The organism is Nocardioides sp. JCM 18998 (assembly GCF_055391535.1).
On the sequence record NZ_AP043886.1, the window covers coordinates 1,400,846 to 1,426,815 of the forward strand.

The following is a 25,970-nucleotide window of genomic DNA, read 5'->3' on the forward strand; positions in this document are numbered from 1 at the left end:
GGAGGGGGACGTATGACGTCCGGCCCCAGGTAACCTTCCGCAGGTGAGTGTCAGCGTCCGGGTCCTGTCCAGCGAGGAGCACCTCGCCTTCATCCGGAGCCGCTCCTCAGCGAGCTTCCTGCAGACCCCCGCGTGGGCGCGGGTGAAGACCGAGTGGCGCTCGGAGTCGCTCGGCCTCTTCGAGGACGCCGACGGCGAGCAGCGTCTGATCGGCGCCACCCTGGTGCTGCACCGGCCGGTGCCGAAGCTGAAGCGCTACACGCTCGCGTACCTCCCCGAGGGCCCCACCGCCGACTGGTCCCGCCCGCTGCACGAGTGGCTCGACCCCCTCACCACACACCTGAAGAAGAACGGCGCGTTCGGCGTCCGGATGGGCCCGCCGGTCCCGACCGCGACGTGGTCGTCCGACCAGGTGAAGCAGGGCATCGCCGACGAGGCCGTCCAGCGCCTCGGCCAGATCCCGCCGACGCACCGCAACGACATCGGCGCCCGCGTGGTCTCCCAGCTCCGCAGCGCCGGCTGGCGGCTGCAGTCACCGGAGGACGGCTTCGGCGCGGGCCAGCCGCAGTACACCTTCGAGATCCCGCTGGTGGATCACGACGGCAACCCCCGTACGGAGGACGACGTCCTCAAGGGGATGAACCAGCTGTGGCGGCGCAACATCAAGAAGGCCGACAAGGAGGGCGTCGAGGTCACGGTGGTCACGCCCGCCGGCGCCGGCGAGGCCGCCTTCGAGGACGCGCTGAAGGCGTTCCACGACCTCTACGTCCATACCGCCGAGCGCGACCACTTCACCCCGCGCCCGCTCTCCTACTTCCGCACGATGTTCGCCGCGATGAGCGGCGAGGAGGACGACCGGATCAGCCTCTTCCTGGCCCGCCACGAGGGCGACCTGGTGGCCTCGACGATCCTCGTCCGGGTCGGCGGTCACGCCTGGTACTCCTACGGCGCCTCCTCCACCGAGAAGCGCGAGGTCCGCGGCTCCAACGCGCTGCAGTGGGCCATGATCCGCTCCGCCCTCGCTCACGGCTGCCACGTGTACGACCTGCGCGGCATCACCCCCACGCTCGACGCGGGCGACTCCCACGTCGGGCTCATCCAGTTCAAGGTCGGCACCGGCGGCCAGGCCGTCGAGTACGTCGGCGAGTGGGACCTCCCGCTGCGCCCCGCGATCTACAAGGCGTTCGACCTCTACATGACCCGCCGCGCAGGAGGCTCCAAGTGACGCTCCGCCTGACCGTCGACGGCGACCGTTGGCGCGCCCACCTCCGCTCCGTCGTCGAGCAGACCCCCGGCCTGGTGCCGGTGGCCAAGGGCAACGGGTACGGCCTCACCGTCGCCCGGTTGGCCCGGCGCGCGGACTGGCTCGGCAGCGACGTCCTCGCGGTCGGGACCTACGCCGAGCTGCCCGAGGTCGCCAGCCGCTTCGCGGGCGACATGGTGGTGCTCACCCCGTGGCGGCCCTACGAGCCCGACCTCGACGCCGCGCTCGCCAAGCGGGTCATCCACACCGTCTCGCGACCCGGCGACCTGGGTGAGCTGCTGGCCCGCCAGCCCGGCGCCCGCGTCGTCCTCGAGCGGATGACGTCGATGCGCCGCCACGGCCTGTCCGCCGAGGAGCTGTGGGCGCTGGCCGGTCTGGCCCGCAACCGCGCCCGCCTCGAGGGCTTCTCGTTCCACCTGCCGATGGTCTCGACAGGCTCGACCTCCGGGCACAGCGGCAACCTCTCCGAGGCGCGTCGCCTGATGACCGACGTCATCGGCGCCGGCGCCGGCGAGGGCGACGTGGTGTGGGTCAGCCACCTCACCGCCGCCGAGCTGGCCACCCTCCGCAGCGAGTACGCCGACCTCACGATCCGCCCACGGATCGGCACGGCGCTGTGGCTCGGCGATCGGGGCGCCCTCACCGTCACCGCCACGGTCCAGGACGTGCACCCGATCGATCGCGGCGACACGTACGGCTACCGCGGCCGGCACGCGCTGCGGCCGGGCCACCTGGTCGTCGCCAGCGGCGGCACCGCGCACGGCCTCGGCCTCAGCGCTCCGACCGGCGAGTCGAGCCTGCGGGCCCGGGCGTCGGCGGCGGCCCGCGGCGGCCTCGACGCGGTCGGCGTGGTCCGCTCCCCGTACCTGCTCGACGGCATGCAGCTCTTCTTCGCCGAGCCGCCGCACATGCAGGCCTCGATGCTGCTGCTTCCCCACGGCGCTCGCGCACCGCAGGTCGGCGACCAGCTGGACGTACGGGTGCGCTACACCACCACCACGTTCGACGAGATCTCGCTCGACTGATCGCCAACCCGGTCGCTGGCGGCGCCCAGACGGAACTCTTCCTCGTCCTCGGCACGGGCGACCGGGTCGTCCTGCGGGGCGTACATGTCGCCCAGGATCATCGCGGCCAGGTACAGCTCGCCGATCACGCGCAGCACGATGAAGAGCCAGTAGAACGGGGTGCTGGAGCCGTCGCCCGCGGTGAGCTGGCCGCCGAGGTACCACCACACGCTGGCGTAGTAGAGGACCTCGGTGCCCTGCCAGATGATCTGGTCGCGCCAGCGCGGGCGGGCCAGCACGGCGAGCGGCAGCAGCCACAGGACGTACTGCGGCGAGTAGACCTTGTTGACGATGAGGAAGCCGGCCACGATCAGGAAGCCGAGCTGGGCGAAGCGCGGCGTACGCGGCGCCATCATCCCGACGACGAGCACGCCCACGCACCAGGCGCCGAAGAGCGCCCAGGACCACACGTTGATCTGGTGCGGGGTGAACGTGTGGCCGGTCACCGACTGGGCCGCCAGCCACAACGAGCCGAGGTCGGCGCCGCGGCTGCTGTTGAACGTCCAGAAGACCTTCCACTGCGCCACGCCGCCGTTGAGCATCGCGGGCAGGTTGAACAGCACCCAGGCGATCACGCCGGATCCGGTCGCCATCACGAACTCGTACCACATGCGCTTGCGCCAGCAGATCACCAGCAGGGCGCCGAGCAGGAAGAGCGGGTAGAGCTTGGTCGCGGTGCCCAGGCCGATCATCACGCCGGTCAGCACCGGCCGCCCGCGCGACCAGGCCCACAAAGCGCCCGCGACGAAGCCGACGGCGAGCAGGTCCCAGTTGATGAAGCCGGTCAGCAGGAGCGCCGGGGAGAGCGCGAACGCGGCCGCGTCCCACGGTCGCTTGCGGTTGACCCCGGCGATCAGCCAGCAGGCCAGCAGCGCGATCGCGGTGAAGCCGAGGACGTTGACGACGACGAAGAGCCGGATCTCCTTGAGCACCCCTGCCTCACCCCAGAGGTTGTCCGGGGACTGGCTCGCCCGGTCGGCGAGGTCGGGCGAGCCCGACAGCCAGTGCGTCACCCAGGCGGTCCCCCAGGCCCAGTACGAGATCCCGACGGGGTACTCCATCACCTGGTAGCGCGACCGGGTGTCGGCGTCGTCGCTGTAGGGCCACTTGAGCTCGGCGAGGCCGCGCCCGGTGTAGAGGTACGGCAGGTCCGAGTAGCACATGTGGGTGTAGCGGGTGTCGTTGTTGGTCCACGTGTGCCGGTAGCAGTCCGTCTTCTGCACCATGCCGAGCGCCATGATCAGCGAGGTGAGCAGGAGCAGCCAGCCCACCGGGGCGAGCCAGCGGCGCCGACCGGCGTGATCGCCGATCGGGCCGCCGATGCTCTCGCTGAGCGTCGTGACGACGCGGTCCTCGTGCGCGGGTGCGTCGACGTGGCCAGGCATGCGTCGGATCTTAGGCGACCAAGCGAGCGACTGCGCGAGCGAGGGATGAGCTCTGGCGCAGCGCCGCACCGTGCGAGTCGACCCGCCTACGGGTTGGCGGTCACCGTCTGCCCGGGCGTCGTCGAGGGTTCACCGCCACAGCCCAGCAGGCCACAGTCGCCGCTGCCCCCTCCGGCGGTCTCGCTCGGCTGCGGCGCGGCCGGCGACGAGCTGGCCACCGGCGGCGGAGCCTGGTGGCTCGGCGTCGACGAGGGCTTGGGCGTCTTGGACGGCTTGGGCGTCTTGGACGGCTTCGGGTTGGGCGTGAAGCTCGGCAGCGGCGCGTGGCCGTCCGACGGCGGCGTCCCGGTGACGTTGGCGGCCGGCGGGAAGTCCTCGACGGGCAGGCCGTCCATGTCGGCCTTCATCACCGCGAGCCAGGTGCGCGCCGGGTAGTCGGCGCCGAAGTACGACGGCATCCACCCGTCCAGCGCCTCGCTGCCCTTGCCACGGATGTACATGACGGCGGTCGCGGCCTGCGGCGTGTAGCCGACGAACCAGGCGGACGAGACGTGCGTGCCGACACCGTCGGAGTTGGGCGCGGTCGCGGTGCCGGTCTTGCCGGCGGCCGGGCGGTCCAGCGCGAGCGCGGCGCGGCCGGTACCGTCCTTGACAACCTGCTGCAGCGCGTACGAGACGTCGTCGGAGACGTCCTCGGGGATCGCCTGCTCGGTGTCGTTCTGATACTTGTACAGGATGGTGCCGTTCTGGTCGGTCACCTTCGAGATCACGTGCACGTTGGCGCGCTTGCCGCCCGCGGCGATCGTCGCGTACGCGTTCGCCATGTTGATCGGGCTGACCCGGGCCTTGCCGAGGGTGATCAGCGAGTCGTCCGGCAGCAGGTCGACGGTGGTCGACGGGATGCCCGGGTGGTCCGGGTTCGCGTCGTTCGGGGTCAGACCCATCTTGAGCGCGTTGTCGTAGATCTTCTTCGGCCCGTTGGGGATCGAGTCCGACATGTCGACGAACGCGGTGTTGATCGACTGCTCGAGCGCGTAGACGGCGTTGACCGAGGAGCCGTACGAGTGACCGTTGGCCTCGCCGGCCTGCTCGCCCTCGTTGTGCACCTCGAGGCCACCGGTGAAGGTGTACGGCGAGTTGCCGTCGAAGGTCGACTTCAGCGAGTAGCCCGCCTCCAGCGCGGTGGCCAGGGTGATCGGCTTCATCGTGGAGCCGGCCATGCCGCCCGAGGCGGCCCAGTTGATCTGCGACTTGAGGAAGTCCTGGCCGCCGTAGAAGCCGAGCAGCGCGCCGGTGCCGGGCTGCACGGTGGCGACGCCGATGTGCAGCTCCTTGTCGCCGAAGCCCTCGGGCTTGGCCTCCGCCACGCCGTCGGCGGCCGCGTTCATCGCCTTCTGGGTCAGCGTGGTGGTGACGCGCAGGCCACCGCCCTGGATCTGCTCGTCGGTGAAGCCGAGCTTGAGCAGCTGGCTCTTGATCAGGGTCAGGGCGTGACCCTTCTGCCCGCCGTAGGCGTTGGAGGTGTGCTGCTTCGGGAAGGCCGGCAGCTTGGAGGCGGCCTTGGTGGCCTCCTCCGGCGTGATCTTCCCCGCCTTGGCCATGCCCGACAGGACGTACGAGTAGCGGCCCTTGAGCGCGTCGCGGTTGTCCTTGCCGTTGGCCGGGTCGAACTGGGTCGGGTTGTTCAGCACGGAGGCGAGGACCGCGGACTGGCGCAGGTCGAGCTTGCTGGCCGGGACGTCGAAGTACGCCTCGGCGGCCGCCTGGATGCCGTACGCGCCGCGACCGAAGTAGATGGTGTTGAGGTAGCCCTCGAGGATCTGCTGCTTGCTCATCTGGCGCTGGATCTTCAGCGACAGGATCGCTTCCTTCGCCTTGCGGGAGTAGGTGCGCTCCTGGTTCAGGTACAGGATCTTCACGTACTGCTGCGTGATGGTGGAGGCGCCCTGGGTGGCGCCGCCCTTCGCGTTGCTGAAGGCGGCGCGCAGGATGCCCTTGGGGTCGATGCCGTGGTTGGTCCAGAACGTCCGGTCCTCGGCGGCGACGACCGCGTTCTTCACGTCCTCGGGCATCTCGTCGTAGGAGATCGAGTCACGGTTCTGCTCGGCGAACTGGCCGATCTTGTTCTTGCCGTCCGCGTAGTAGATGTAGGACGTCTGGGTCTTGAAGTCCGCGTTGGGGTCCGGGATGTCGGTCGTGTTGTAGGCGATCACGGCGAGCCCGGCGACGACCACGACGCCGGCCAGGCAGACCAGCAGGAACCACTTGAGGGCGCGCCGGACCTTCTGCTTGCGGGTCAGCGGTTTCTTGGGTGTCTTCTGCTTCGGCCGGGATGCGCGGGTACCACTCACGAGTCAACGTCTCCAGGATCTGGGGGTCAGGCGTCCCGACGAGGGTACGCAAGGCCTCCCGATATCACAGATTCACGAGCAGCAGGCGACCCGGTCACGACACTCCGATGTACCGGGGATTCGCAACACTCGGATATATCGCTACGATAGGTCGCATGACCCGTCGCGCCGAGACCATCGAGCTGGCAGTCCTCGGACTGCTGCACGAGGGCCCCATGCACGGGTACGAGCTGCGCAAGCGGCTCAATCTGATGCTCGGATGGGGTCGGGTGCTGTCGTACGGCTCGCTCTACCCCACGCTCAAGAAGATGCTCAGGGCACATCTCATCGAAGAGACAGCGACGGCTTTGACTCCCGTCACGCGTCGCCCGCGCATCGTCTACCAGGTGACCGAGGCCGGTCACCGTGAGTTCGAGCACCTCATGACGGAGGTCGGCCCCACCGCTTGGGAGGACGACAACTTCGACATCCGCTTCGCCTTCTTCGGTCGCACCGACATGGAGATCCGCCTACGCGTCCTCGAAGGGCGCCGCAGCCGACTCCAGGAGCGACTCGATCGCATCCAGCGAGAGCTCTCGCTGACGCAGAAGGAGGTCGACCAGTACGCCGGGGAGCTTCAGCGCCACGGTGTCGAGTCGGTCGAGCGCGAGGTTCGATGGCTCTCCGGACTCATCGACGCCGAGCGGAATCCCACCTCACCAGGCTTTGCAGGTGCGGAAGTCACCACCACCACTGAAAGGAAGGACCCCTGATGGGTTCGGTTCGTGTAGCAATTGTGGGTGTCGGCAACTGCGCCAGCTCCCTCGTCCAGGGCGTTGAGTACTACAAGGACGCCGACCCGTCGGGCACCGTCCCCGGTCTGATGCACGTCAAGTTCGGCGAGTACCACGTCGGTGACGTGGAGTTCGTCGCCGCGTTCGACGTCGACGACAAGAAGGTCGGCAAGGACCTCTCCGAGGCCATCAACGCCTCCGAGAACAACACCATCAAGATCACCGACGTCCCGTTCGCGAACGTCGAGGTCCAGCGCGGCCCGACGCTCGACGGTCTGGGCAAGTACTACCGCCAGACGATCGAGGAGTCGGCCGCCGAGGCCGTCGACGTCGTCCAGGTCCTCAAGGACAACCAGGTCGACGTGCTCGTCTCCTACCTCCCGGTGGGCTCGGAGGAGGCTGACAAGTTCTACGCGCAGTGCGCCATCGACGCGAAGGTCGCCTTCGTCAACGCGCTGCCCGTCTTCATCGCCTCCGACCCGGTGTGGGCCAAGAAGTTCGAGGACGCCGGCGTCCCGATCGTCGGCGACGACATCAAGTCGCAGGTCGGCGCGACCATCACCCACCGCGTGATGTCGAAGCTGTTCGAGGACCGCGGCGTCCGGCTGGACCGCACCTACCAGCTCAACGTCGGCGGCAACATGGACTTCAAGAACATGCTCGAGCGCGAGCGTCTCGAGTCCAAGAAGGTCTCCAAGACCCAGGCCGTCACGTCCAACCTGACCGGCCCGCTGGCCGGCCTCAAGGACGACCGCAACGTGCACATCGGTCCGTCGGACTACGTCGCGTGGCTCGACGACCGCAAGTGGGCCTACGTCCGCCTCGAGGGCACCACGTTCGGTGACGTCCCGCTGAACCTCGAGTACAAGCTCGAGGTCTGGGACTCCCCGAACTCCGCCGGCATCATCATCGACGCCTGCCGCGCCGCCAAGATCGCCAAGGACCGCGGCGTCGGCGGCCCGGTCATCGCCGCCTCGGCCTACCTCATGAAGAGCCCGCCGGTTCAGATCGAGGACACCGAGGGTCGCGCCCTGCTCGAGCAGTTCATCTCGGGCGAGTGATCCCCCGTCTCTGACGAGACATCTCGAAGGCCCCTGCTCCGTCCGGAGCGGGGGCCTTCGGCTCTCCGCCGACTCGGCCCTCCCGCACCACCGACTCGGCCCTCCCGCACCACCGACCGACCAGGGTCAGGCCTGATGGACGGTCTCGCCGCCGCCCACCGTGCGCACGCGCCGGGGGCTGGGTGTCGGCGGCCGCGGTGAAGGAGTGCCCGCTGTTGCCGATCGCGTGACCGCAGCGGTCGAGGTAGGGACGGCTCGCCGCGGCGATCAGGCTGTGAGGCGGAGGACCGGTTCGACGGCGAACAACCGTTCGTCGGCACCGCCGCCGGCCAGCAGGCGGGCCAGCGCGGCGGTTGCGATCTCCTCCACCGGGTGGGTGATGGAGGTGAGCCCGGCGTACGTCGCGAGCGGGATGTCGTCGAAGCCGGTGACGGCCACGTCGTCGGGCACGCGGCGACCGTGGCGGTTGAGCGACTCGATGACGCCCATGGCGGTGTCGTCGCAGCTGGCGATCACGGCGTCGGTGTCGGGCCACCTCCGCAGCATCGCCGCGCAGGCCGCGTGGCCACCGTCATGGGTGAACGGAGCCGGAAGGATCCGGAGCGGCAGCCCGGCAGCCTCCATCACCTCCGTGTAGCCCACGCGAGCCCGGGAGGTGCACGCGATGCGGGTCGGCCCGGAGATCAGGGTGATGCGTCGATGGCCGGAATCGAGCAGGCGCTTCGCCAGAGCAGCTGTGCTGGTCCGGTTGTCGACATCGATCAGGGGAACGCCGGGGACGCCGGCGCCGATCGAGACCGCACGTCCGGGTAGCCGCCGCGAGACCTGCTCCAGCAGTCGTGCATGCGCGTTGACGAGTACGACGCCGACGAGGTCGCGGTCGCGGGCGACCTGGTCGAGTGCCTTCTCGTCGTCGAGCGGGAGCGCTCGCAGGACGACGCTCAGCCCTTCCCGGGTGGCGAGCTCGGCGGTGGTGTGCACGACCCGGTCCAGGTACGGGCAGGGCGCGAGCGAGGCCACGCCGTGCGGTGTCACCGAGGCGATCAGGACTCTGCTGCCGCGGCCGGCCGCGAGCGCGCGGGCCGTGGCATGGACGACGTATCCCACCTCGTCGGCCGCGGCCAGCACGAGGTCGCGGGTCGCGGGCCGGACCCGGTCGGCACCTGCGAGCGCGCGTGCCGCGGTGGCTCGCGAGACGCCCGCGCATCGGGCGACGTCATCGACCGTCGGTCCTCGGCTCTCAAGCGGCACCTGCGCATCGTAAGCGCCGGCGTCAGCGCAGCGCGAGCGTGATTCGAACAGTGTCTTCTGGCCCCATCAGCGCGAGCAGCCAACGAGGGATCGGACTGCTTCTCCTCCGTGCCGGCTGCGATGAGCCGGTCGCGCGGCTGCCTGCGCAGCCCTCACTGCCAGCAGCGACTCGCTCGAGGTTCGAGTCCCCAGCAGTTCCCGCCGCATGACGAAGGGCTCCTGGTCCGCGTTTCCGCAGGCCAGGAGCCCTTCTTCATACCTAAACCGACTCAGGCGTCATACCTGAACCGGTCTGCTGTGCGCGCGGGGAGAGTTGAACTCCCACGTCCTTTCGGACACACGGACCTGAACCGTGCGCGTCTGCCTATTCCGCCACGCGCGCTTGAAGCAGACAGAACGTTATCCCACGGCGACCATCAGACCAAACCGGCGGCGCGTGCGGACGACCTCCTACCGCCGCACCGATACGATCGAGCGAACCCGGCGGGCCCGTCGGGCCTGCGTCGCGTGCCGGAGCATGGGGCGATGGACGAGTGATGCATGAGTGAGAGGAGCGCGCGTGGGCGGCTTGCAGCGGTTCGAGCAGCGCCTCGAGTCGGCGATCTCGGGTGCCTTCGCCCGGGCGTTCCGCAGCGCGGTCCAGCCGGTCGAGATCGCGGCCGCGCTCCAGCGCGAGTGCGACAACAACGCGCAGATCCTCAGCCGTGAGCGGCGCCTGGTCCCCAACGTGTTCCACGTCGAGCTCTCCGCGAGCGACATGGCCCGCCTCAGCCCGTACGACAACGCCCTCGCCAGCGAGCTCGGCGAGCAGTTGAACAACCACGCTGAGGCCCAGGCGTACGTCTTCCCGGGCCCCATCCGCGTCGACTTCGAGGAGGCGGCCGACCTCACCACCGGTCGCTTCCGGATCCGCAGCCAGGCCCAGGCGAGCGTCACCGGCAACGCCTCCCCCACCGAGATGCGCCGCGCCACCGCGCTCATCGAGGTCAACGGCTCGCGGCACCCGATCAACCTGGGTGGTCTCGTGGTCGGTCGCGGCACCGACGCCGACCTGCGGATCAACGACCCGGGCGTGAGCCGGCGCCACGTCGAGTTCCGCCAGACCGACCGTCACGTCGAGGTGCACGACCTCGGCTCCACCAACGGCATGCTCGTCAACGGCCAGCGGATGACCAGCTCGCTGCTCGACGACGGCTCCGTGGTGCGGATCGGCAGCACCGACCTGATCGTCCGGATCACGGAGAGCTGATCCTTCTCGATGTCCGAACTCACTCTCTTCCTGATCCGGGTCGCCTTCCTCGCGGTCCTGTGGATCTTCGTCCTCAGCGCCGTCGGCGTGGTCCGCTCCGATCTCTTCGGCGCCCGGGTCGACGCCCCTGCATCGGCCTCCACCGAGGCGCGCGGCAAGCGGAACCGGACGAAGCCGGCCAAGCCGCGCCGCGGAGCCCCGACGCACGTCCTCGTGGTCGAGGGCCGCAGCCAGGGTGAGCGCGCCGAGCTCAGCGAGGCGCCGATCCTGATCGGCCGCGGCGCCGACGCGGCGATCGTGCTCGACGACGACTACGTCTCCACCCGGCATGCCCGGATCGCCTCCAGCGGAGACCAGTGGTTCGTCGAGGACCTCGGCTCCACCAACGGCACCTATATCGGCAGCGTGCGGATCAGCCAGCCCACCGCGATCGCCGTCGGTACCCGCGTCCGGATCGGCAAGACCATCATGGAGCTGCGCAAGTGACGCTCCGACTGCGCTATGCAGCCGTCTCGGACGTGGGACGGGTGCGCAAGGACAACCAGGACTCGGGCTACGCCGGGCCGTGGCTGCTGAGCGTCTGCGACGGCGTCGGCGGCGCCGCCCGTGGCGACATCGCCAGCGCGACGGCGATCGGCCAGCTGCGCCGGCTCGACACGCCTCCGGTCCCCGAGCACACCGAGGAGGAGCAGCTCGGCCTGGTCTCCGGCGCCCTGCACCGCGCGCACGACCGGATCGGCGAGCTGGTCGACCACGACCCCGCCCTGGCCGGCACCAGCACCACCGCCACCCTCGCGCTCTTCGACGGCGAGATGATCGCCGTCGGCCACGTCGGCGACTCCCGCGGCTACCTCTTCCGCGACGGCCACATCAGCCAGATCACGCACGACCACACCTTCGTGCAGACCCTCATCGACGAGGGCCGGATCACCGAGGCCGAGGCGCGGGTCCACCCGCACCGCAACCTGATCCTGCAGGCGATCGACGGGGCCCGTGAGATCGAGCCCGACCTGTTCATCATCCGGCTCCAGGCCGGCGACCGGCTGATGCTCTGCAGCGACGGCATCACCGCATCCCTCGACGACGGCCGCCTCGCCGACATCCTCGCCACCGGCACGCCCGACTACGCCGCGGTCGAGCTCACCCGCGCCAGCCTCGAGGCCGGCACCACCGACAACGTGACCTGCATCGTGGCCGACGCCCTCGACGCCGAGCTGGCCGACGCCGAGGAGAAGGTGCCCACGCCCCTGCTCGTCGGCGCCGCAGCGGAGCTGCGCAAGCGTGCCCCGCTCACCGCCCGGGCCTCGCTCTTCCGCGGCCACCGCAACGGCGACACCGGCGAGCTCGAGCCGGTCACCGCCGACCTCCTCGACGAGTCGGAGCCCGGCGACGACACGGCCGTGGCCGTGGCCGGCGGCGAGGTGCCCGCCGAGGCGATCGCCAACGACCCGCTCGACGCCGAGCGCCGCCGCTACGCGCTGCAGCCGCATCGCGGTGGCGTCCGCTCCTGGATCCGCGGCCTGCTCGCCGTGCTGCTGCTGGCCGGGATCCTCTGGATCGGCGCCGCCGCTGCCTGGTCGTGGACCCAGAAGCAGTGGTACGTCGGCGAGCAGGATGGGAAGGTCACCATCTTCCGCGGCGTGCACACCACCGTGCTCGGCTTCGACCTCTCGACGGCCTACCAGACCAGCGACCTCGAGGTCAGCGACCTTCCCGACACCTACGCCGACCAGATCCGCGACGGCATCCACCGCGACTCCCTCGAGCAGGCCCAGACCAAGGTCCAGGAGCTGCTCTGCACGTCGGCGAGCCCGGGCAGCAGCTGCTCATGAGCGCGCAGACCTGGGCCCGCGAGTTCGTGCACCGGCGACGCCGGGGCGCGGAGCTCTTCCTGCTCCTCCTCAGCCTCGCCGTCGGGATCGGCGGCTACGCCGCCGTCGGGATCGGCGTCGAGCAGAAGGTCCCCGCCGACATCGTGGGCTACGGCGGCTGGCTCGCCGTCCTGATCATCGGTGCCCACGTGGTGGTGCGGTTGGTCGCCCCCTACGCCGATCCCGTGCTGCTGCCGCTGGTGGCGATGCTCAACGGCCTCGGCCTCGCGGTGATCCACCGCCTCGACCTGGCCGCCGGGGCCAGCGACGGCACCGGCTTCGCCCGCCAGCAGCTGATCTGGATGACCCTCGGCGTGATCCTCTTCGCCGCCACGCTGGTCGGCCTGCGCGACCACCGGGTCATGCAGCGCTTCACCTACACCTGCGGTCTGGGCGCGGTCGTGCTGCTGCTCCTCCCGATGCTCCCGGGCATCGGCAAGAGCATCAACGGCGCCCGCATCTGGATCCACGTCGGCCCGATGAGCTTCCAGCCGGGCGAGGTCGCCAAGGTGCTGCTCGTCATCACCTTCGCCGGCTACCTGGTCCTGCACCGCGACGCGCTCGCACTGGCCGGTCGGCGCGTCGCCGGCATCGACCTGCCGCGCGGGCGCGATCTCGGTCCGATCCTGGCGATGTGGCTGATCAGCCTCGCCATCCTGGTGCGCCAGAGCGACCTGGGCTCCAGCCTGCTCTTCTTCGGCCTGTTCGTGATCATGCTCTACGTCGCGACCGAGCGCCGGGGCTGGATCGTGGTCGGCGGCGGCCTGTTCCTCGGCGGCGCGCTCATCGCGGCCCGGTTCATCCCGCACGTCACCGCTCGCGTCGACATCTGGCTGCACCCGTTCGACCACTATCAGACGGCCACCGCCCCGCACTCCGACCAGCTGGTCGAGTCGATGTTCGGCATGGCCTGGGGCGGGCTGCTGGGCCGCGGCTTCGGCAACGGCTCCCCCTACCGGATCTCCTTCGCCAACTCCGACTTCATCATGGGGGCGATCGGCGAGGAGCTCGGCCTGACCGCGGTGCTGGCGATCATCCTCTGCTACGGCCTCATCGTGGAGCGCGGCCTCCGTACGGCCATCATCTGCCGGGACGACTTCGGCAAGCTCCTCAGCGTCGGCCTCGCGGCCTCGTTCGCGCTGCAGGTCTTCGTCGTCGTCGGCGGTGTGACCCGACTGATCCCGCTCACCGGCCTCACCACCCCGTTCCTCTCGTACGGTGGCTCGAGCCTCGTCGCCAACTGGGTGATCGTGGCGTTGCTGCTGCGCGTCTCCGACCACGCCCGGCGCCCGCTGCCGGACTTCTCCTACGACCCGGGCGACGCCGCCACGCAGATGGTGAGGCTCGGATGAACGGCGGCATGAACCGACCCGTCCGCACGCTGAGCGTGTTCTTCCTCGTGCTCTTCCTGGCGCTGATGGCCAACGCGACCTACCTGCAGTTCGTGAAGGCGAAGGGCCTCAACGACGACGCCCGCAACCGGCGCGTCGTCCAGGCGGCGTTCTCGCGGCAGCGCGGCGCGATCCTGGCCGGCAAGATCGCGGTGGCGCACAGCGTGCCGAGCGACGACCAGTTCAAGTTCCAGCGGGTCTACCCCAAGGGCGTCGAGTACGCACCGCTCACCGGCTACTTCTCCTACTACTCCCAGACCGGTCTCGAGCACAGCCAGAACCAGGTGCTCTCCGGGGACGACTCGCGCCTGTTCGTGCGGCGCCTGATCGACCTGGTGAACAACACCGACCCCAAGGGCGGCAACGTCGAGATGACGATCGACCCTGCCGTCCAGGACGCCGCCTACGACGGTTTCAAGAAGCTGGGCGACGACGTCGAGGGTGCGGCCGTCGCGATCGAGCCGAGCACCGGCCGGATCCTGGCGATGGTCTCCACGCCGAGCTTCGACCCCAACGTGCTGGCCGACCACGACGTGACCGCCTCCACCAAGGCGTACGAGCAGCTGCTCAAGGACCCGTCCCAGCCGCTGCTCAACCGGGCCATCCAGACCACGCTGCCGCCGGGCTCGACGTTCAAGCTGGTGACGTCCGCGGCCGCGATCGAGGACCTCGGCATGACCCCGGACAGCATGGTCGACGGCCGGTCCTCGCTGAAGCTGCCGCAGTCGACCCACGTCCTGCACAACGAGAACAACTTCTCCTGCGGCGGCACCAAGGTCACCCTGACCCGGGCGCTGGACCGCTCCTGCAACGTCGCCTTCGCCGGCATCGGCCTCAAGCTCACCGACGCCCAGCTGCGCAAGCAGGCCGAGAAGTTCGGCTTCGGCCAGACCTACCTCACCGACCTGGCCGGCCAGGCCACCAGCCGCTTCCCGGCCACCCTCACGCCGCCGCTGCGCGCCCAGTCCGCGATCGGCCAGTACGAGGTCGCCGCGACGCCGTTGCAGATGGCGATGGTCTCGGCCGGCATCGCCAACCACGGCGTCGTGATGAAGCCGTACGTCGTCGACCGGATCACCTCGAGCGACCTCGACGTCCTCGACCAGACCAGCCCGAGCAAGCTGTCGACGGCGGTCTCGCCGCGGACCGCCGGCCTGCTGACCCAGATGATGACGTCGGTGGTCGACGAGGGCACCGGCACCCCCGCCCAGATCCCCGGGGTCGAGGTCGCCGGCAAGACCGGCACCGCACAGTCCACGGCCGACCGGCCCCCGTACGCCTGGTTCACCGGGTTCGCGCCGGCCGACAACCCGAAGATCGCCGTCGCGGTCCTCGTGGAGTCCAGCAACACCAGCCGCGACGAGATCGCCGGCGGCGCTCTCGGCGGCCCGATCGCCAAGGCGATGATGGAAGCGGTGATCAACCCGTGACGACCAACCAGCCGAGCCCAGGGCGCTATGTCTTCGGCGAGCTGATCGCGACCGGTGGGATGGGCGAGGTCTACCGCGCGACCGACACCGCGCTCGACCGCCCGGTCGCGATCAAGCTGCTGAAGCCGGAGTACGCCGACGACCCGGTCAACCGGGCACGGTTCGACTCCGAGGCCCGGCACGCCGCGGCGCTGCACCACCCGCACGTGGCGGCGGTCTACGACGTCGGCGAGATGCCGACCGCGTCCGGCCTGATGCGGCCCTACCTCGTGATGGAGCTGGTCGACGGCCAGCCGCTCTCGGCGCTGCTGCGCGACGGCCAGCCGATGGACCCGGCCGTGGTACGCGACCTGCTCGGACAGGCGGGTGAGGCGCTCGCCGCCGCTCACCGGGCCGGCATCGTGCACCGCGACGTGAAGCCGGGCAACCTGCTCGTCACGCCGGACCGCGAGGTCAAGGTGACCGACTTCGGCATCGCCCGCGCCGCCTCCACCGCGGCGATCACCGGCACCGGCCAGGTGATGGGCACCCCGCAGTACCTCTCGCCCGAGCAGGCCCGCGGCGAGCAGGCCACCCCGGCCTCGGACGTCTACTCCCTCGGCGTCGTCGCCTTCGAGTGCCTCGCCGGGCACCGCCCGTTCCAGAAGGAGACGCCGGTCGCGACCGCGCTGGCGCACCTGCACGACCCGGTGCCACCGCTGCCCGACTCCGTGCCGCCGGACCTGGCCCGCGTGGTCGTCCAGGCCCTGGCAAAGAACCCGCGCGACCGCTTCCCCGACGCGGCCGCCTTCACCGCCGCTCTCCGCGGCCAGCCCGGCGGCCGTGCGGACACCCCGGCGACCGGCGTGATGGCGGCGGGCGCGATCGGCGCCATGGCCGCCACCGGCGCGATGACCGACGAGACCCAGGTCGCCGGCGCGGTGCCGGCGACGGGCCCGATCGCGACCCCCTACGACGAGGAGCAGGAGCCGGAGCACAACTGGCTCAACATCGCCCTCATGGTCTTCCTGATCCTGGCCCTGGCCGCCGTCGCGCTCGTGGCATGGCTGGTGCTGCGCGGCGGCTCCTCGAACTCCCCGACCGACCTGCCATCGGACACCCCCAGTCCGACCCGGACCAGCGCCACGACCAGTCCGTCGGCGACCCCGTCGGAGATCACGCTCGAGGAGTCGAGCTACGTCGGTCGCAACATCGACGACGTGCTCGCCGACCTGCGCGACCTCGGCCTGAACCCCCACCCGGAGCAGCAGCCCAACGACGGCTCCCACCCGGCCGACTCGGTCATCTCGGTCTCGCCGACGACCGGCCTGGTCGCGGGTGACCGCGTGCGGGTCGACTACTACGGCCCCAAGCCGGAGACGACCCCGACGCCGACCCCCACCCCGACGCTCGGCAAGACCGCGTCGAGCACACCCTCGCCCACCCCGACGCACTCGGCGACCCCCACCCCGACGCCGACACCGACGCCGACCGCGTCCGCCACCACCCCGGCGGCCGACACGTCCGCGCCCGAAACCCTGAACAGCCCGGGAGTCTGACCATGGTCCAGCCTGAGCCCACCATCGTCGGTGGCCGCTACGAGCTCGGCGAGCTCCTCGGCCGCGGCGGGATGGCGGAGGTCCGCAAGGGCACCGACACCCGCCTCGGCCGGATCGTCGCGGTGAAGCGGCTGCGCACCGACCTCGCCAGCGACGCCACGTTCCAGGCCCGCTTCCGGCGTGAGGCGCAGTCCTCGGCCAGCCTCAACCACCCGGCCATCGTCTCGGTCTACGACACCGGCGAGGAGCCGGCCCGCGACGGCAGCGGCGTCGCGCAGCCCTACATCGTGATGGAGTACGTCGCCGGCCGCACCCTGCGCGACATCCTGCGCGAGGGCCGCAAGATCCTTCCCGAGCGCGCGCTCGAGATCACCTCCGACGTGCTCGCCGCCCTCGACTACAGCCACCGCGCCGGGATCATCCACCGCGACATCAAGCCCGGCAACGTCATGCTCACCCCGAGCGGCGACGTGAAGGTGATGGACTTCGGCATCGCCCGCGCCGTCTCCGACGCTCAGTCGACGATGACCCAGACGGCGGCTGTCGTCGGCACCGCGCAGTACCTCTCCCCCGAGCAGGCCCGCGGCGAGACCGTGGACTCGCGCTCGGACGTCTACTCCGCCGGCTGCCTGCTCTACGAGCTGCTGACCGGCCGTCCGCCGTTCGTCGGAGACTCGCCGGTCGCGGTCGCCTACCAGCACGTGCGCGAGCAGGCCTCGCCGCCGTCGAACCACGACACCGCCCTGCCGGCGGCGATCGACGCGATCGTGATGAAGTCGCTGGCCAAGCGGGTCGAGGACCGCTACCAGTCGGCCGCGGCGATGCGCAACGACATCGAGCGCTACCTCGCCGGCCGCCCGGTCGAGGCCGTCGCCCCGGTGATGGCACCTGATCCGGGCCCGGTCACCGCCGCGACCCAGGTCGTCTCCCCCACCAACGTCGTGCCGCTGGCGCAGGTCGAGGACGAGGAGGAGCGCTCCGGCCCCCGTACGGGCCTCCTCATCGGTCTCGCGCTGCTGGTGCTCGCCATCATCGCGGCCGGCGCGTTCTTCCTGCCGCGGATGTTCAGTGACGGCAACGACCAGGTGGCGGTGCCGAACGTGGTCGGCAAGACGCAGGACCAGGCCCGCCAGGCGATCGCCGACGCGGGTCTCCAGGTCAACATCGAGGGCTACGAGCCCTCGGACACCGTCGCTGCGGACACCGTGCTCAAGCAGACGCCCGAGGGCGGTGTGGGGGCGTACGCGGACCCGAACACGACGGTCAGCCTCACCCTCTCCTCCGGCAAGCCGGACGTGACCATCCAGCAGGTCGCCGGCATGACGTTCTCCGACGCCAAGGATCTCCTCGAGAGCGCCGGGCTGACGGTACGCCGCAACGACGTCGAGTCCGACCAGCCGAAGGGCCAGGTCCTCTCCGCCAACCCGGCAGCCGGTACCACCGTCTCCAGCGGCACCACCGTCACCCTCGACGTCTCGCAGGGCCCGAAGGCCGTGCCGAACGTCGTCGGGATGACGCTCGACCAGGCCCAGCAGGCGATCCGGGCGGCGGGCTTCCAGCCGGTCCAGACCGACGACAACACCACCACCGAGGCCGCCGGCACCATCACCCGGCAGTCGCCGCAGCAGGGAACCACCCAGAAGCAGGGCTCGCAGGTCGTCATCTGGGTCTCGACCTACACCCCGACCCCGACCGCCCCGCCCACCCCGACGCTGACCTGCGACGCGCCGGTCACGGGCCCCGACGGGGCCCTGACCTGCCCCGACGACACCGGCCTCATCCCGTAACGACACCAACCCCGCCGCTGGTGGTCTCGATACGCGACCAACGGCGGCGGGGTGCGAGGAGCGCTCGCTTCGTTCGCTCGCGTCAGCCGGCGGCGGGCTTGGCGTACGTGAGGTCGAGCAGACCCTTGTACGCGGGCGCCTTCACGTCGGGCTCGGGACGCAGCGCCCAGCCGATCCCGATCGTCGGATCCGCGGCCTGCTGCTGGTAGGTCTGCAGGTAGCTGCTGTCCTGGATGGCTCCGAGCAGGGCGTTCTGGTCCCCGACCGCCTGGATCACGAACGGCTGCGGGTAGGGCACGCCCTGGAGCAGCACCGTGCTGCCGGAGCACTTGATGCCCGTGGTGGAGACGATCCGCTGACCCGCGACGGTGACAGCGGTCGCGCCGCCGGACCACAGCGCGTTGACGACCGCCTGGATGTCCTGCTGGTGGACCACCATCAGGTTGGGGTTGTGGGTGGTCTTCTCGATCAGCTCGTGCGGGGCGTCGGAGAGGGTGACGCTGACGCCCTCGCCGGTCACCGGGGTGAGGCCTGCGGGCAGTCGTAGCGCGTCGGCCTCGCCGCGCGCCTTACTGACGGTCGCGTCCGGCACGGCGTTGGTGAGGTCGGTGACCTGGCGCTGAAGAGCGGCCACCTGGCCCTCGAGCGCCTGGTAGTCGTGGCGCTCGCTGCCGGCCAGGGAGGCCAGGTCGGTGTAGCGGCCGGGGCGCAGGTCGGTGCCGTGGCTGTTGACCGCGCTGACCACGAACAGGCCGCCGCAGACCAGCACCACCAGCGGCGTGCCGACCCGCCAGAAAGACCAGCGCCGGCCGGATCCCGGGAGAGCGCGCAGCAGCCAGCGTCGAGGGCGCTGAACCGCCTCCGCGTCGGGGCTTGCGTGAGATCCGGGAGTCACGCCGACTAGGCTACGCGGGATCGTCCAGCCCGGACGAAGTGATGAAGCTGTCGAACAGGAGCAGTACCCGTGGCCAAGATCAAGCTGGGGAACCCGCTGGACGAGGATCGACCCAAGGTCTTCACGGTGCGGTTCCTGGTCGCACTCGCGGCGATCGCGCTCGGCATCGCGTGGATCCTCTACTACTACTTCGGTGCGCGGACGGGGCTCGACGGCAAGGAGCACGGCATCGGCTTCATCCGCGACCTGGGCGGCTGGAACTACGTCATCGGCTTCGTGCTGTTCTTCGGCGGCCTGATCATCGCCGCCCACCCGGACACCCCGCTCGGCCGCGGTCGCGGCGTCGTGGTCGGCATGCTCGGCTGCTTCATCGTCGGCCTGGTGTGGATCTGCGTCTACTACATCTGGTCCAACAACGGCATCGAGCACATCTGGGTCTTCAACGACCTCGGCCAGAAGAACCTCCTGGTCGGCATCGGCTTCATGGCGGTCGGCTTCGCCTACGCGACCCGCTGGGAGTGAGCCTCCCCCCTCGTACGACAGAGCCCCCGGCGTCCTGTGGACGCCGGGGGCTCTTCTGTTGACCGTCTATCCACAGCCTCGGATTTCCCCAGCCGGGGATAACCCTGTGGATGAATCACACGCCTGTGATTCCACGAGTTACATGCGTGTATTTCTCCACAGGATCCTCCACACCTGTGGATGTCGAGAGGTCACCTGTTGCGGGTCGAGCGGTCACCTCGAGACGCGACACGTGACCACTCGACCCGCGAGAGGTGACCTCTCAACGCAGCTGCATCGTGCGCACCACGACAGCGATCACGATCAGCACCGCGACGCCGGCGAGGCCGGTCCACTGCAGCCGCTGACGCCGCGGGCTCGAGGTGAGCGTGATGATCCCGCCGATCACGACGCCGCCGACGAATCCGCCGACGTGCGCCTGCCAGGAGATCCCGGAGGTGCTGAAGGTGAGGAAGAAGTTGAGCGCTGCGACGACGATCAGCTGCTGCACCGGCAGTCCACGGTGCAGGAAGAGCACGATGAGCGCCCCGAGCAGGCCGAAGATCGCCCCCGAGGCGCCGAGCGTCGGAGTGATCGGCGAGGCGGCCCAGTAGACCAACGCCGAGCCGGCGAGTCCGGAGAGCAGGTAGGTGGCCAGGTAGCGAGCCTTGCCGAGGCCCTGCTCCAGCAGCGGCCCGATCATCCACAGCGAGAACATGTTGAACCCGATGTGGAGCAGCTGCTGGTGGGTGAACACGCTGGTCAGCAGCAGCCAGTACCCGCCGTCGGCGACGCCGGGGGAGAAGGTGCCGCCGTGCGCGCTGCAGACGGCGTGATCTGCGATCACCGTGCCACCCGGGAACGTGCAGAAGCTCCGGGCGTGCAGCATCAGGTCGTAGAGCACCGCGTCGGAGGCGACCTGGACGAGCAGGAAGACGGCGACGTTGATCCCGATCAGGGTCCAGGTGACCGGGGAGCTACGGAACGTCGAGCGGGCGCCGTAGAACGGCTTCGGCTGTCGTGTCGTACGCCGGCCCTCGGCCACGCACTCGGGGCACTGGAAGCCGACCGAGGCCGGCGTCATGCAATCCGGGCAGATCGGCCGGTCGCAGCGCTGGCACCGGATGTGCGACTCGCGCCCGGGGTGCCGGTAGCAGACCGGCACCCCCGACGGCTCAGTCGCGTGCGACGGTTGTTCAGTCAACGATCTCGACGGTGTTGATCACGACGGCGTCCTTCGGACGGTCCATCGCACCGGTCGGCACCGTGCCGATGGCGTCGACGACGGCCTTCGACTCGTCGTCGGCCACCTCGCCGAAGATGGTGTGCTTGAAGTTCAGCCACGTGGTCGGCGCGGTGGTGATGAAGAACTGCGAGCCGTTGGTGCCCGGGCCGGCGTTGGCCATGGCGAGCAGGTACGGCTTGTCGAAGACCAGCTCGGGGTGCGGCTCGTCCTTGAAGGTGTAGCCCGGGCCGCCGGTGCCGGTGCCCTGCGGGCAGCCGCCCTGGATCATGAAGCCGTCGATGACGCGGTGGAAGACGAGACCGTCGTAGAACGGCTCGCCGGGCGCCTTCGCGGAGTTCGCCTTCTCGCCCTTGGCCAGGCCGACGAAGTTGGCGACCGTCTCCGGCGCGTGGTTCGGGAAGAGCTCGATGCGGATGTCGCCCTTGTTGGTGTGCAGGATCGCGGTAGTCACGCCGCGAGCCTATCCGAGGCGACGCGAGTGACGGCGGGCGTACGCCCGGCCAGGTGCGGGGCGGGCTACGCCGCCAGCGCCTCCGGGTGCTCACGACGGAAGCGCTGGGCCACGACATGCTCGACGAAGAACATCAGCACCGGGATGAGGCCGGCCAGCAGCATCACCAGGAAGTACTGCATCGACCAGCCCGCCCGCCGGCTCAGCAGGAAGGCCGTCACCAGGTAGGCGATGTAGAACCAGCCGTGCAGGATCCAGACCAGGCCCAGCGGGTGTCCGATCTTGTACGCCGTGGAGTCCTCGGAGACGTTGTAGAGCGTCCAGCTCTCGATCGAGCCGGTGAGCAGGACCGAGAGCACACCGATGAGCAGCAGGACACCGACCGTCATCGCGAGGATCCGGTAGGCGTTGAAGAGCTTCGTCACGAGCCCGAGGGTACGGGGTCTTCCTGAGCCTCGGACTCCGCCTCGGCGACGGCCTGCACGGATGTGGCCTCGCGCACGTAGCGCCACCAGATGTAGATCGCGAAGGCGGCGAAGACCCACCACTCGAGCGCGTAGAGCGCGTTGCGCAGCCCCGTGGTGAAGCTGGCCTGCGGCATCGAGTTGAGGGTGGCGGGCTCGAGGCCGGTGGAGCCGTCGTTGACCGCGGCGTCGGCGGCCGGCCAGCCGCCCTCACGGTCGGCCACGACGGCGTACCCGCTGTAGAGGTCCTGCTTCACGTGGCCCATCGCGTCGGCGATGTTGAGCTCGGGCAGCAGGGTGTCGCTCGGGTTGTCGTCGGTCAGCCCGCCGTCCTCGGGCGGTTGCAGCCAGCCGACGAGCCTGGCCTCGCCGGTGGGCGCGGCCGGCACGGAGTCGAGGGAGTCGGTCCAACCCCGGACGACGTAGATCGCGGCACCCTGGCCGGCACCGTCGATCAGGAGCGGCGTCGCGACCCAGTAGCCGTCCTGGTGGCCGCTGACGTAGACGGTGCTCGCCGGCAGCCAGGTCCCCTCGAGGACCGCCGGGCGGCCGGTCTCCTCACCGGGGAAGGCGTCGTTGTGGCCGAAGACGTCGTTGAGTGGGACCGGGGTCGCGTGCGCGAGCGCGGCGCTCTTGTCGTCCTTGTGGCCCTGCGACACGGTCCACTGCCACCAGCCGAGCAGGACGGTGACGACGACGACCAGGGTGCCGAGCGCGTGGAAGCCCCACAGACGGGTGCTCCACCACTTCACGGGCGTGGGCGCGGGGTCGGAGGACACCCCGTCAGGGTACGTCGGTCACGTCGGCTTGCGCGGATCGGCGCCCGCTGCGCGCTACGGGGCGCAGATCGCGAACGGCAGCTTGCTGCGCAGCGCCTGCTGGGCGGCGTCGACGGGGTCGGTCATGGTGAAGCCGATCCGGCCGGTGCCGGGGTCGGCTGCGCCGTGCACGAACGTCGCCTTGAAGGCGGGCACCTCGTCGCCGAGACGCATCCGTACGAACAGGTCGTCTCGGCCCGCGCCGAGGTAGGCGGTGGCCAGGTTCTCGCCGAAGCTCACCGCGTACGCGTCCAGCGGCTGCAGCCGCTGGCCCTCGGCGTCGCCGGACAGGCAGCCACGCGCGACGTAGGTCGACTCCGCCTCGGGACCGGTGACGAGCGTGGCCAGGTCGGTCCAGCGCGGATCGGTCGCGGGGAGGGCCTGGCTGGTCACGATCCGGTCGGTGGGGTCCACGGTGGCACCGGCGAGCGGTCCGATGCCCGCCGAGACCGCCTTCTGCACCGCGCCCATGTCGGTGCCGGCCCGGAAGCCGAGCACCCAGCCGGTCGCACCACCCGGACCGGAGTAGTGCGCCTCCCAGGCCACGTCGTCGGGGCCGAACCCGCTCAGCTGCCCGGCGTACGGGCGCAGCATGTCGGTGCTCAGCAGAGGGGAGCCCTGGGCGGCCTCCTTCCAGAGGCCGGGGTCTCCGGGGGAGGCGCCGTACTGCGCCCTGACCTGGTCGAAGTCGGTGAGGCTGAGCGTGGTGGCGTCGTGCGGGACCAGGGCGAGCACGGCTCGGGCGGGCGCCAGCGCGGGGTTGTAGGCGGCTACCGGGCTGCTCGACGGCGACTCCGACGGGCTCGGCGCCGCGACCGGGTGCCCGCCGCACGCGGCGAGCAAGGGGGTCAGCAGCCCCACCGCGACGAGCCCCACGCCCCACCGCTTGGTCATGCCCGCCACCTTAGGGGACCCGACGCGGCTCAGAGGTCGAGCTTGTCGAGACCGGCGGGGTCTCGACAAGCTCGACCTCCGGGTCAGCTCGACCTCCGGGACCTCCGAGTCACTGCGCGGTCAGAGCCCGTTGAGCCGCCGCACCTGACCGAAGAGATCGCCCTGGTCGTAGTTGTCGACGGCGACGAAGTTCGGCAGCATCCCGCGCTCCTGCTGGCACTCGGTCAGGCGTGCACCCAGCACCGCATCGCTGTTGGCCTGCCGCGAGGCGCTCACCCGCAACGGCCGGTTGAGCCAGTGGTTGACCAGGAAGAGCGGCGCGGTGGTGGAACCGCGGTTGAGCCGGCAGCTGAAGTCCGCCACCGTACGGGCGTCGAACGGGGTGTCCTGCACCTCCTCGAACGCCGGCAGCAGCCACGGGTAGCGGGTGCCGCCGCCCTGGTTCTCGGCCATCACGACGATGCGGTGCCCGGAGTCGATCATCTGCTCCAGCGTCGGCCAGGCACCGTCCGCGCCGGGTGTGTACACCTCGGGCAGCAGCCCGGAGGACGCGAAGACCTGGGCGGTCGTGGTGGGGGAGACCTCGTCCTGGAGGATGAAGGTGATCACCTCGCGCGGGTGCGCGTCGAGCCAGGTGTGGATCCGCGCCATCAGCGGCTCCCACGCCGTCGAGCCGAGGACGCAGAGCGCGTGGCACAGGTAGGCCGAGACGGGGCCTCGTGGCACCAGCCCGGCCGACTGGCGCAGCCGCAGGGCGCTCTCGACCACGGCGTCGCCCCACTCGGCCTTGGCCTGCGCGAGCGCCTTGGCGTAGGTGTCCTCGGTGTTGGCGATCACCCCTTCGCGCGAGGTCGGCTGTCCGTACCAGGTGTCGATGAGGAAGCTCCGGATCCCGGCGTCGAGCTGGTCGATGAGGCCGTTCGGCTGCTCGGCCAGGAACCAGCCGGGCTGATCGGCCGCCGCCATGGAGTTGTGGGTGGCGGGGAACGAGACCTCGTCGTAGCGGCGCGCGCAGAGCTCGGCCGAGCCGTTGCACGCGGTCGCCTTGTCCGCGCCCAGCAGGGTCGAGGCCGTGCTTCCCGTGCTGTTCCACACCACCAGCCCCACCAGCAGCGCCAGCGCCACCCCGATCGCGATGCCCGCGCCGATCCGCCGGGACTGCTCGGTCTCGATCGCCCCGCCGCCGGTCCGCTCGCCGTTCCCCGAGGCCGCCCGCTCTCGCCGCATCCGCATCTGGACGGACCCGGCCGCGACCGCCATCCGGGTCAGCGCCACCGCACCGTGCAGCGCCAGCACCAGTCCGGCGGCGATCGCCAGCACGACGAGCATCGCGCTCGGCTCCAGCACCAGCAGCACGCCCAGCACGGTCGCCGATCCCGCGACGGCGAGCCGCAGCCGCAGCGGCAGGTCGGCCCACCGCGTCGCGGCGAGCCACGTGCGCCACGCGCCCGGGCCTGCGCCGAGACCGGCGAGCACCGGCGTACGGGCGGCGACCGCGAGCAGGTAGCCCGCTCCGGCCGCGACCAGGGCGGCGTTGCGCAGGGGCGGGGCCAGCTGGTGCCAGCCGGCCTCGAGCAGGGCCCCGGTGAGGGTATCGGGCAGCAGGCGCGAGGCCAGGGTGATCACGACGCTGGCCAGGGCGAGCCCGAGCCCGCTGAGACCGATCGTCACGCCGACCTGGCCGAGGGCGATGCGTCGCCGCCCGCGGGAGGGAGCGACGACCCCGGCGAAGCAGAGCAGGCTGATCAGCGGCGCCAGCCAGCTGAGCAGGCGCACCGCCCGCAGCCCGGTGACGGCGTGGCGGCCGACGTCGCCCGAGCCGAGCCGGGCCAGCTGGACCTCGATCCCGGTCGGCACCCGCGCGGCCGCGGCTTGCGGCAGCACCGTCCGGGCCGCGACCACCAGCACGGCGCCGACGTCGGCCATCCGCAGCACCAGGGTCGAGGGCGCAGAGCCGGTGAGGGCCTGGTGCAGCGGCGCGACGGCGGCGCGGAAGATCGCACGGAACGCGGGACCGCGTACGGCCGACTGCAGGGCGCCCTCGAGCAGGGGCCTGAGCGCCACCAGGTCGGGCTGGTCGTGGATCAGTCGGTCGCTCAGCACGACCGCGACGTGCCGGGCGACGGCGGGGTCCTGGCGCACCCGGTCGGCGTGCTCCACGAAGCGGGCGGTGTTGAGCAGCTGCCGGTCGGCGACCCCCGCGAGCAGTCCGACGATCAGCGCTGCCGTACCGACGATGGCCAGGACGCGACGAAGGGCACGCACGTGCACATGATGCACCCCGCG

22 protein-coding genes and 1 tRNA gene are annotated in these 25,970 nt (G+C 70.6%); 12 read left to right on the forward strand and 11 right to left on the reverse strand.

The features are described 5' to 3' along the window. Positions 1-43 precede the first annotated feature (43 nt). Positions 44-1,225 carry a lipid II:glycine glycyltransferase FemX gene (locus tag ACZ5L9_RS06695; protein WP_464535349.1) on the forward strand — a complete coding sequence of 394 codons (1,182 nt, stop codon included), beginning with the start codon at positions 44-46 and terminating at the stop codon, positions 1,223-1,225. Next, positions 1,222-2,289 carry an alanine racemase gene (locus tag ACZ5L9_RS06700; RefSeq protein WP_464535352.1) on the forward strand — a complete coding sequence of 356 codons (1,068 nt, stop codon included), beginning with the start codon at positions 1,222-1,224 and terminating at the stop codon, positions 2,287-2,289. Before ACZ5L9_RS06695 ends, ACZ5L9_RS06700 begins: the two co-directional genes overlap by 4 nt. Here the strand turns inward: ACZ5L9_RS06700 and ACZ5L9_RS06705 are convergent. Both ACZ5L9_RS06705 and ACZ5L9_RS06710 read right to left on the reverse strand, forming a co-directional pair. Further along, complete coding sequence (locus ACZ5L9_RS06705) at positions 2,250-3,713, reverse strand: glycosyltransferase family 87 protein (protein WP_464535355.1); 1,464 nt, start codon at positions 3,711-3,713, stop codon at positions 2,250-2,252. The genes ACZ5L9_RS06700 and ACZ5L9_RS06705 overlap by 40 nt on opposite strands. Before the next feature lie 86 nt (positions 3,714-3,799). Then, the gene (locus tag ACZ5L9_RS06710; RefSeq protein WP_464535359.1) at positions 3,800-6,064 is read right to left on the reverse strand and encodes a transglycosylase domain-containing protein; all 2,265 of its coding nucleotides are present in this window, start codon (positions 6,062-6,064) and stop codon (positions 3,800-3,802) included. Between the two features lie 155 nt (positions 6,065-6,219). On the opposite strand from ACZ5L9_RS06710, the gene ACZ5L9_RS06715 reads away from it, so the two are divergent. Together ACZ5L9_RS06715 and ACZ5L9_RS06720 are read left to right on the forward strand one after the other, a co-directional pair. Next, positions 6,220-6,816, forward strand: coding sequence for a PadR family transcriptional regulator (locus tag ACZ5L9_RS06715; RefSeq protein ID WP_464535363.1), 597 nt, complete (start codon positions 6,220-6,222; stop codon positions 6,814-6,816). Next, positions 6,816-7,898, forward strand: coding sequence for an inositol-3-phosphate synthase (locus ACZ5L9_RS06720; protein WP_464535366.1), 1,083 nt, complete (start codon positions 6,816-6,818; stop codon positions 7,896-7,898). Before ACZ5L9_RS06715 ends, ACZ5L9_RS06720 begins: the two co-directional genes overlap by 1 nt. Before the next feature lie 267 nt (positions 7,899-8,165). Here the strand turns inward: ACZ5L9_RS06720 and ACZ5L9_RS06725 are convergent, their stop codons facing one another. Then, the gene (locus tag ACZ5L9_RS06725) at positions 8,166-9,149 is read right to left on the reverse strand and encodes a LacI family DNA-binding transcriptional regulator (protein WP_464535368.1); all 984 of its coding nucleotides are present in this window, start codon (positions 9,147-9,149) and stop codon (positions 8,166-8,168) included. Between the two features lie 298 nt (positions 9,150-9,447). Continuing rightward, positions 9,448-9,531, reverse strand: a tRNA-Leu gene (locus ACZ5L9_RS06730). Positions 9,532-9,708: 177 nt separating this feature from the next. Here ACZ5L9_RS06730 and ACZ5L9_RS06735 point away from each other — a divergent pair. From ACZ5L9_RS06735 to pknB, 7 genes are read left to right on the forward strand one after another with little or no spacing between them, the layout of a single operon-like run. Next, positions 9,709-10,398 carry an FhaA domain-containing protein gene (locus ACZ5L9_RS06735; RefSeq protein ID WP_464535372.1) on the forward strand — a complete coding sequence of 230 codons (690 nt, stop codon included), beginning with the start codon at positions 9,709-9,711 and terminating at the stop codon, positions 10,396-10,398. Between the two features lie 9 nt (positions 10,399-10,407). After that, positions 10,408-10,884 carry an FHA domain-containing protein FhaB/FipA gene (locus ACZ5L9_RS06740; protein ID WP_464535376.1) on the forward strand — a complete coding sequence of 159 codons (477 nt, stop codon included), beginning with the start codon at positions 10,408-10,410 and terminating at the stop codon, positions 10,882-10,884. Next, positions 10,881-12,230, forward strand: coding sequence for a PP2C family protein-serine/threonine phosphatase (locus ACZ5L9_RS06745; protein ID WP_464535380.1), 1,350 nt, complete (start codon positions 10,881-10,883; stop codon positions 12,228-12,230). The genes ACZ5L9_RS06740 and ACZ5L9_RS06745 overlap by 4 nt, the downstream gene beginning before the upstream one ends. Beyond that, positions 12,227-13,621 carry an FtsW/RodA/SpoVE family cell cycle protein gene (locus ACZ5L9_RS06750; RefSeq protein WP_464535384.1) on the forward strand — a complete coding sequence of 465 codons (1,395 nt, stop codon included), beginning with the start codon at positions 12,227-12,229 and terminating at the stop codon, positions 13,619-13,621. Before ACZ5L9_RS06745 ends, ACZ5L9_RS06750 begins: the two co-directional genes overlap by 4 nt. Positions 13,622-13,629: 8 nt before the next feature. Next, positions 13,630-15,090 carry a peptidoglycan D,D-transpeptidase FtsI family protein gene (locus tag ACZ5L9_RS06755; RefSeq protein ID WP_464535387.1) on the forward strand — a complete coding sequence of 487 codons (1,461 nt, stop codon included), beginning with the start codon at positions 13,630-13,632 and terminating at the stop codon, positions 15,088-15,090. Further along, entirely contained in the window at positions 15,087-16,628 is a 1,542-nt protein-coding gene (locus ACZ5L9_RS06760) for a serine/threonine-protein kinase (RefSeq protein WP_464535389.1), read from the forward strand. Before ACZ5L9_RS06755 ends, ACZ5L9_RS06760 begins: the two co-directional genes overlap by 4 nt. 2 nt (positions 16,629-16,630) lie before the next feature. Continuing rightward, positions 16,631-18,415 carry a Stk1 family PASTA domain-containing Ser/Thr kinase gene (gene pknB / locus ACZ5L9_RS06765; RefSeq protein ID WP_464535392.1) on the forward strand — a complete coding sequence of 595 codons (1,785 nt, stop codon included), beginning with the start codon at positions 16,631-16,633 and terminating at the stop codon, positions 18,413-18,415. A gap of 82 nt (positions 18,416-18,497) precedes the next feature. Here the strand turns inward: pknB and ACZ5L9_RS06770 are convergent, their stop codons facing one another. After that, a complete protein-coding gene (locus tag ACZ5L9_RS06770; RefSeq protein ID WP_464535394.1) occupies positions 18,498-19,310 on the reverse strand; it encodes a DUF881 domain-containing protein in 813 nt (270 codons plus the stop codon). 69 nt (positions 19,311-19,379) lie between these two features. Here ACZ5L9_RS06770 and ACZ5L9_RS06775 point away from each other — a divergent pair, with 69 nt between their 5' ends. Beyond that, positions 19,380-19,832 carry a cell division protein CrgA gene (locus tag ACZ5L9_RS06775; protein WP_464535397.1) on the forward strand — a complete coding sequence of 151 codons (453 nt, stop codon included), beginning with the start codon at positions 19,380-19,382 and terminating at the stop codon, positions 19,830-19,832. Positions 19,833-20,094: 262 nt separating this feature from the next. Here the strand turns inward: ACZ5L9_RS06775 and ACZ5L9_RS06780 are convergent, their stop codons facing one another. The 6 genes from ACZ5L9_RS06780 to ACZ5L9_RS06805 form a co-directional block, all read right to left on the reverse strand. Then, the gene (locus ACZ5L9_RS06780; protein ID WP_464535401.1) at positions 20,095-20,895 is read right to left on the reverse strand and encodes a rhomboid family intramembrane serine protease; all 801 of its coding nucleotides are present in this window, start codon (positions 20,893-20,895) and stop codon (positions 20,095-20,097) included. A 112-nt stretch (positions 20,896-21,007) separates the two neighbouring features. Next, positions 21,008-21,508 carry a peptidylprolyl isomerase gene (locus ACZ5L9_RS06785; protein ID WP_464535404.1) on the reverse strand — a complete coding sequence of 167 codons (501 nt, stop codon included), beginning with the start codon at positions 21,506-21,508 and terminating at the stop codon, positions 21,008-21,010. A 65-nt stretch (positions 21,509-21,573) separates the two neighbouring features. Continuing rightward, positions 21,574-21,933 (reverse strand): DUF3817 domain-containing protein, encoded by a 360-nt coding sequence (locus tag ACZ5L9_RS06790; protein WP_464535406.1) that lies wholly within the window; start codon positions 21,931-21,933, stop codon positions 21,574-21,576. Continuing rightward, positions 21,930-22,751 (reverse strand): SURF1 family protein, encoded by an 822-nt coding sequence (locus ACZ5L9_RS06795; RefSeq protein ID WP_464535410.1) that lies wholly within the window; start codon positions 22,749-22,751, stop codon positions 21,930-21,932. Before ACZ5L9_RS06795 ends, ACZ5L9_RS06790 begins: the two co-directional genes overlap by 4 nt. Before the next feature lie 54 nt (positions 22,752-22,805). Continuing rightward, on the reverse strand, positions 22,806-23,684 hold the full coding sequence (locus tag ACZ5L9_RS06800) for a hypothetical protein (protein ID WP_464535414.1): 879 nt from the start codon (positions 23,682-23,684) through the stop codon (positions 22,806-22,808). A 120-nt stretch (positions 23,685-23,804) separates the two neighbouring features. Then, complete coding sequence (locus tag ACZ5L9_RS06805; RefSeq protein WP_464535417.1) at positions 23,805-25,949, reverse strand: hypothetical protein; 2,145 nt, start codon at positions 25,947-25,949, stop codon at positions 23,805-23,807. Positions 25,950-25,970 lie beyond the last annotated feature (21 nt).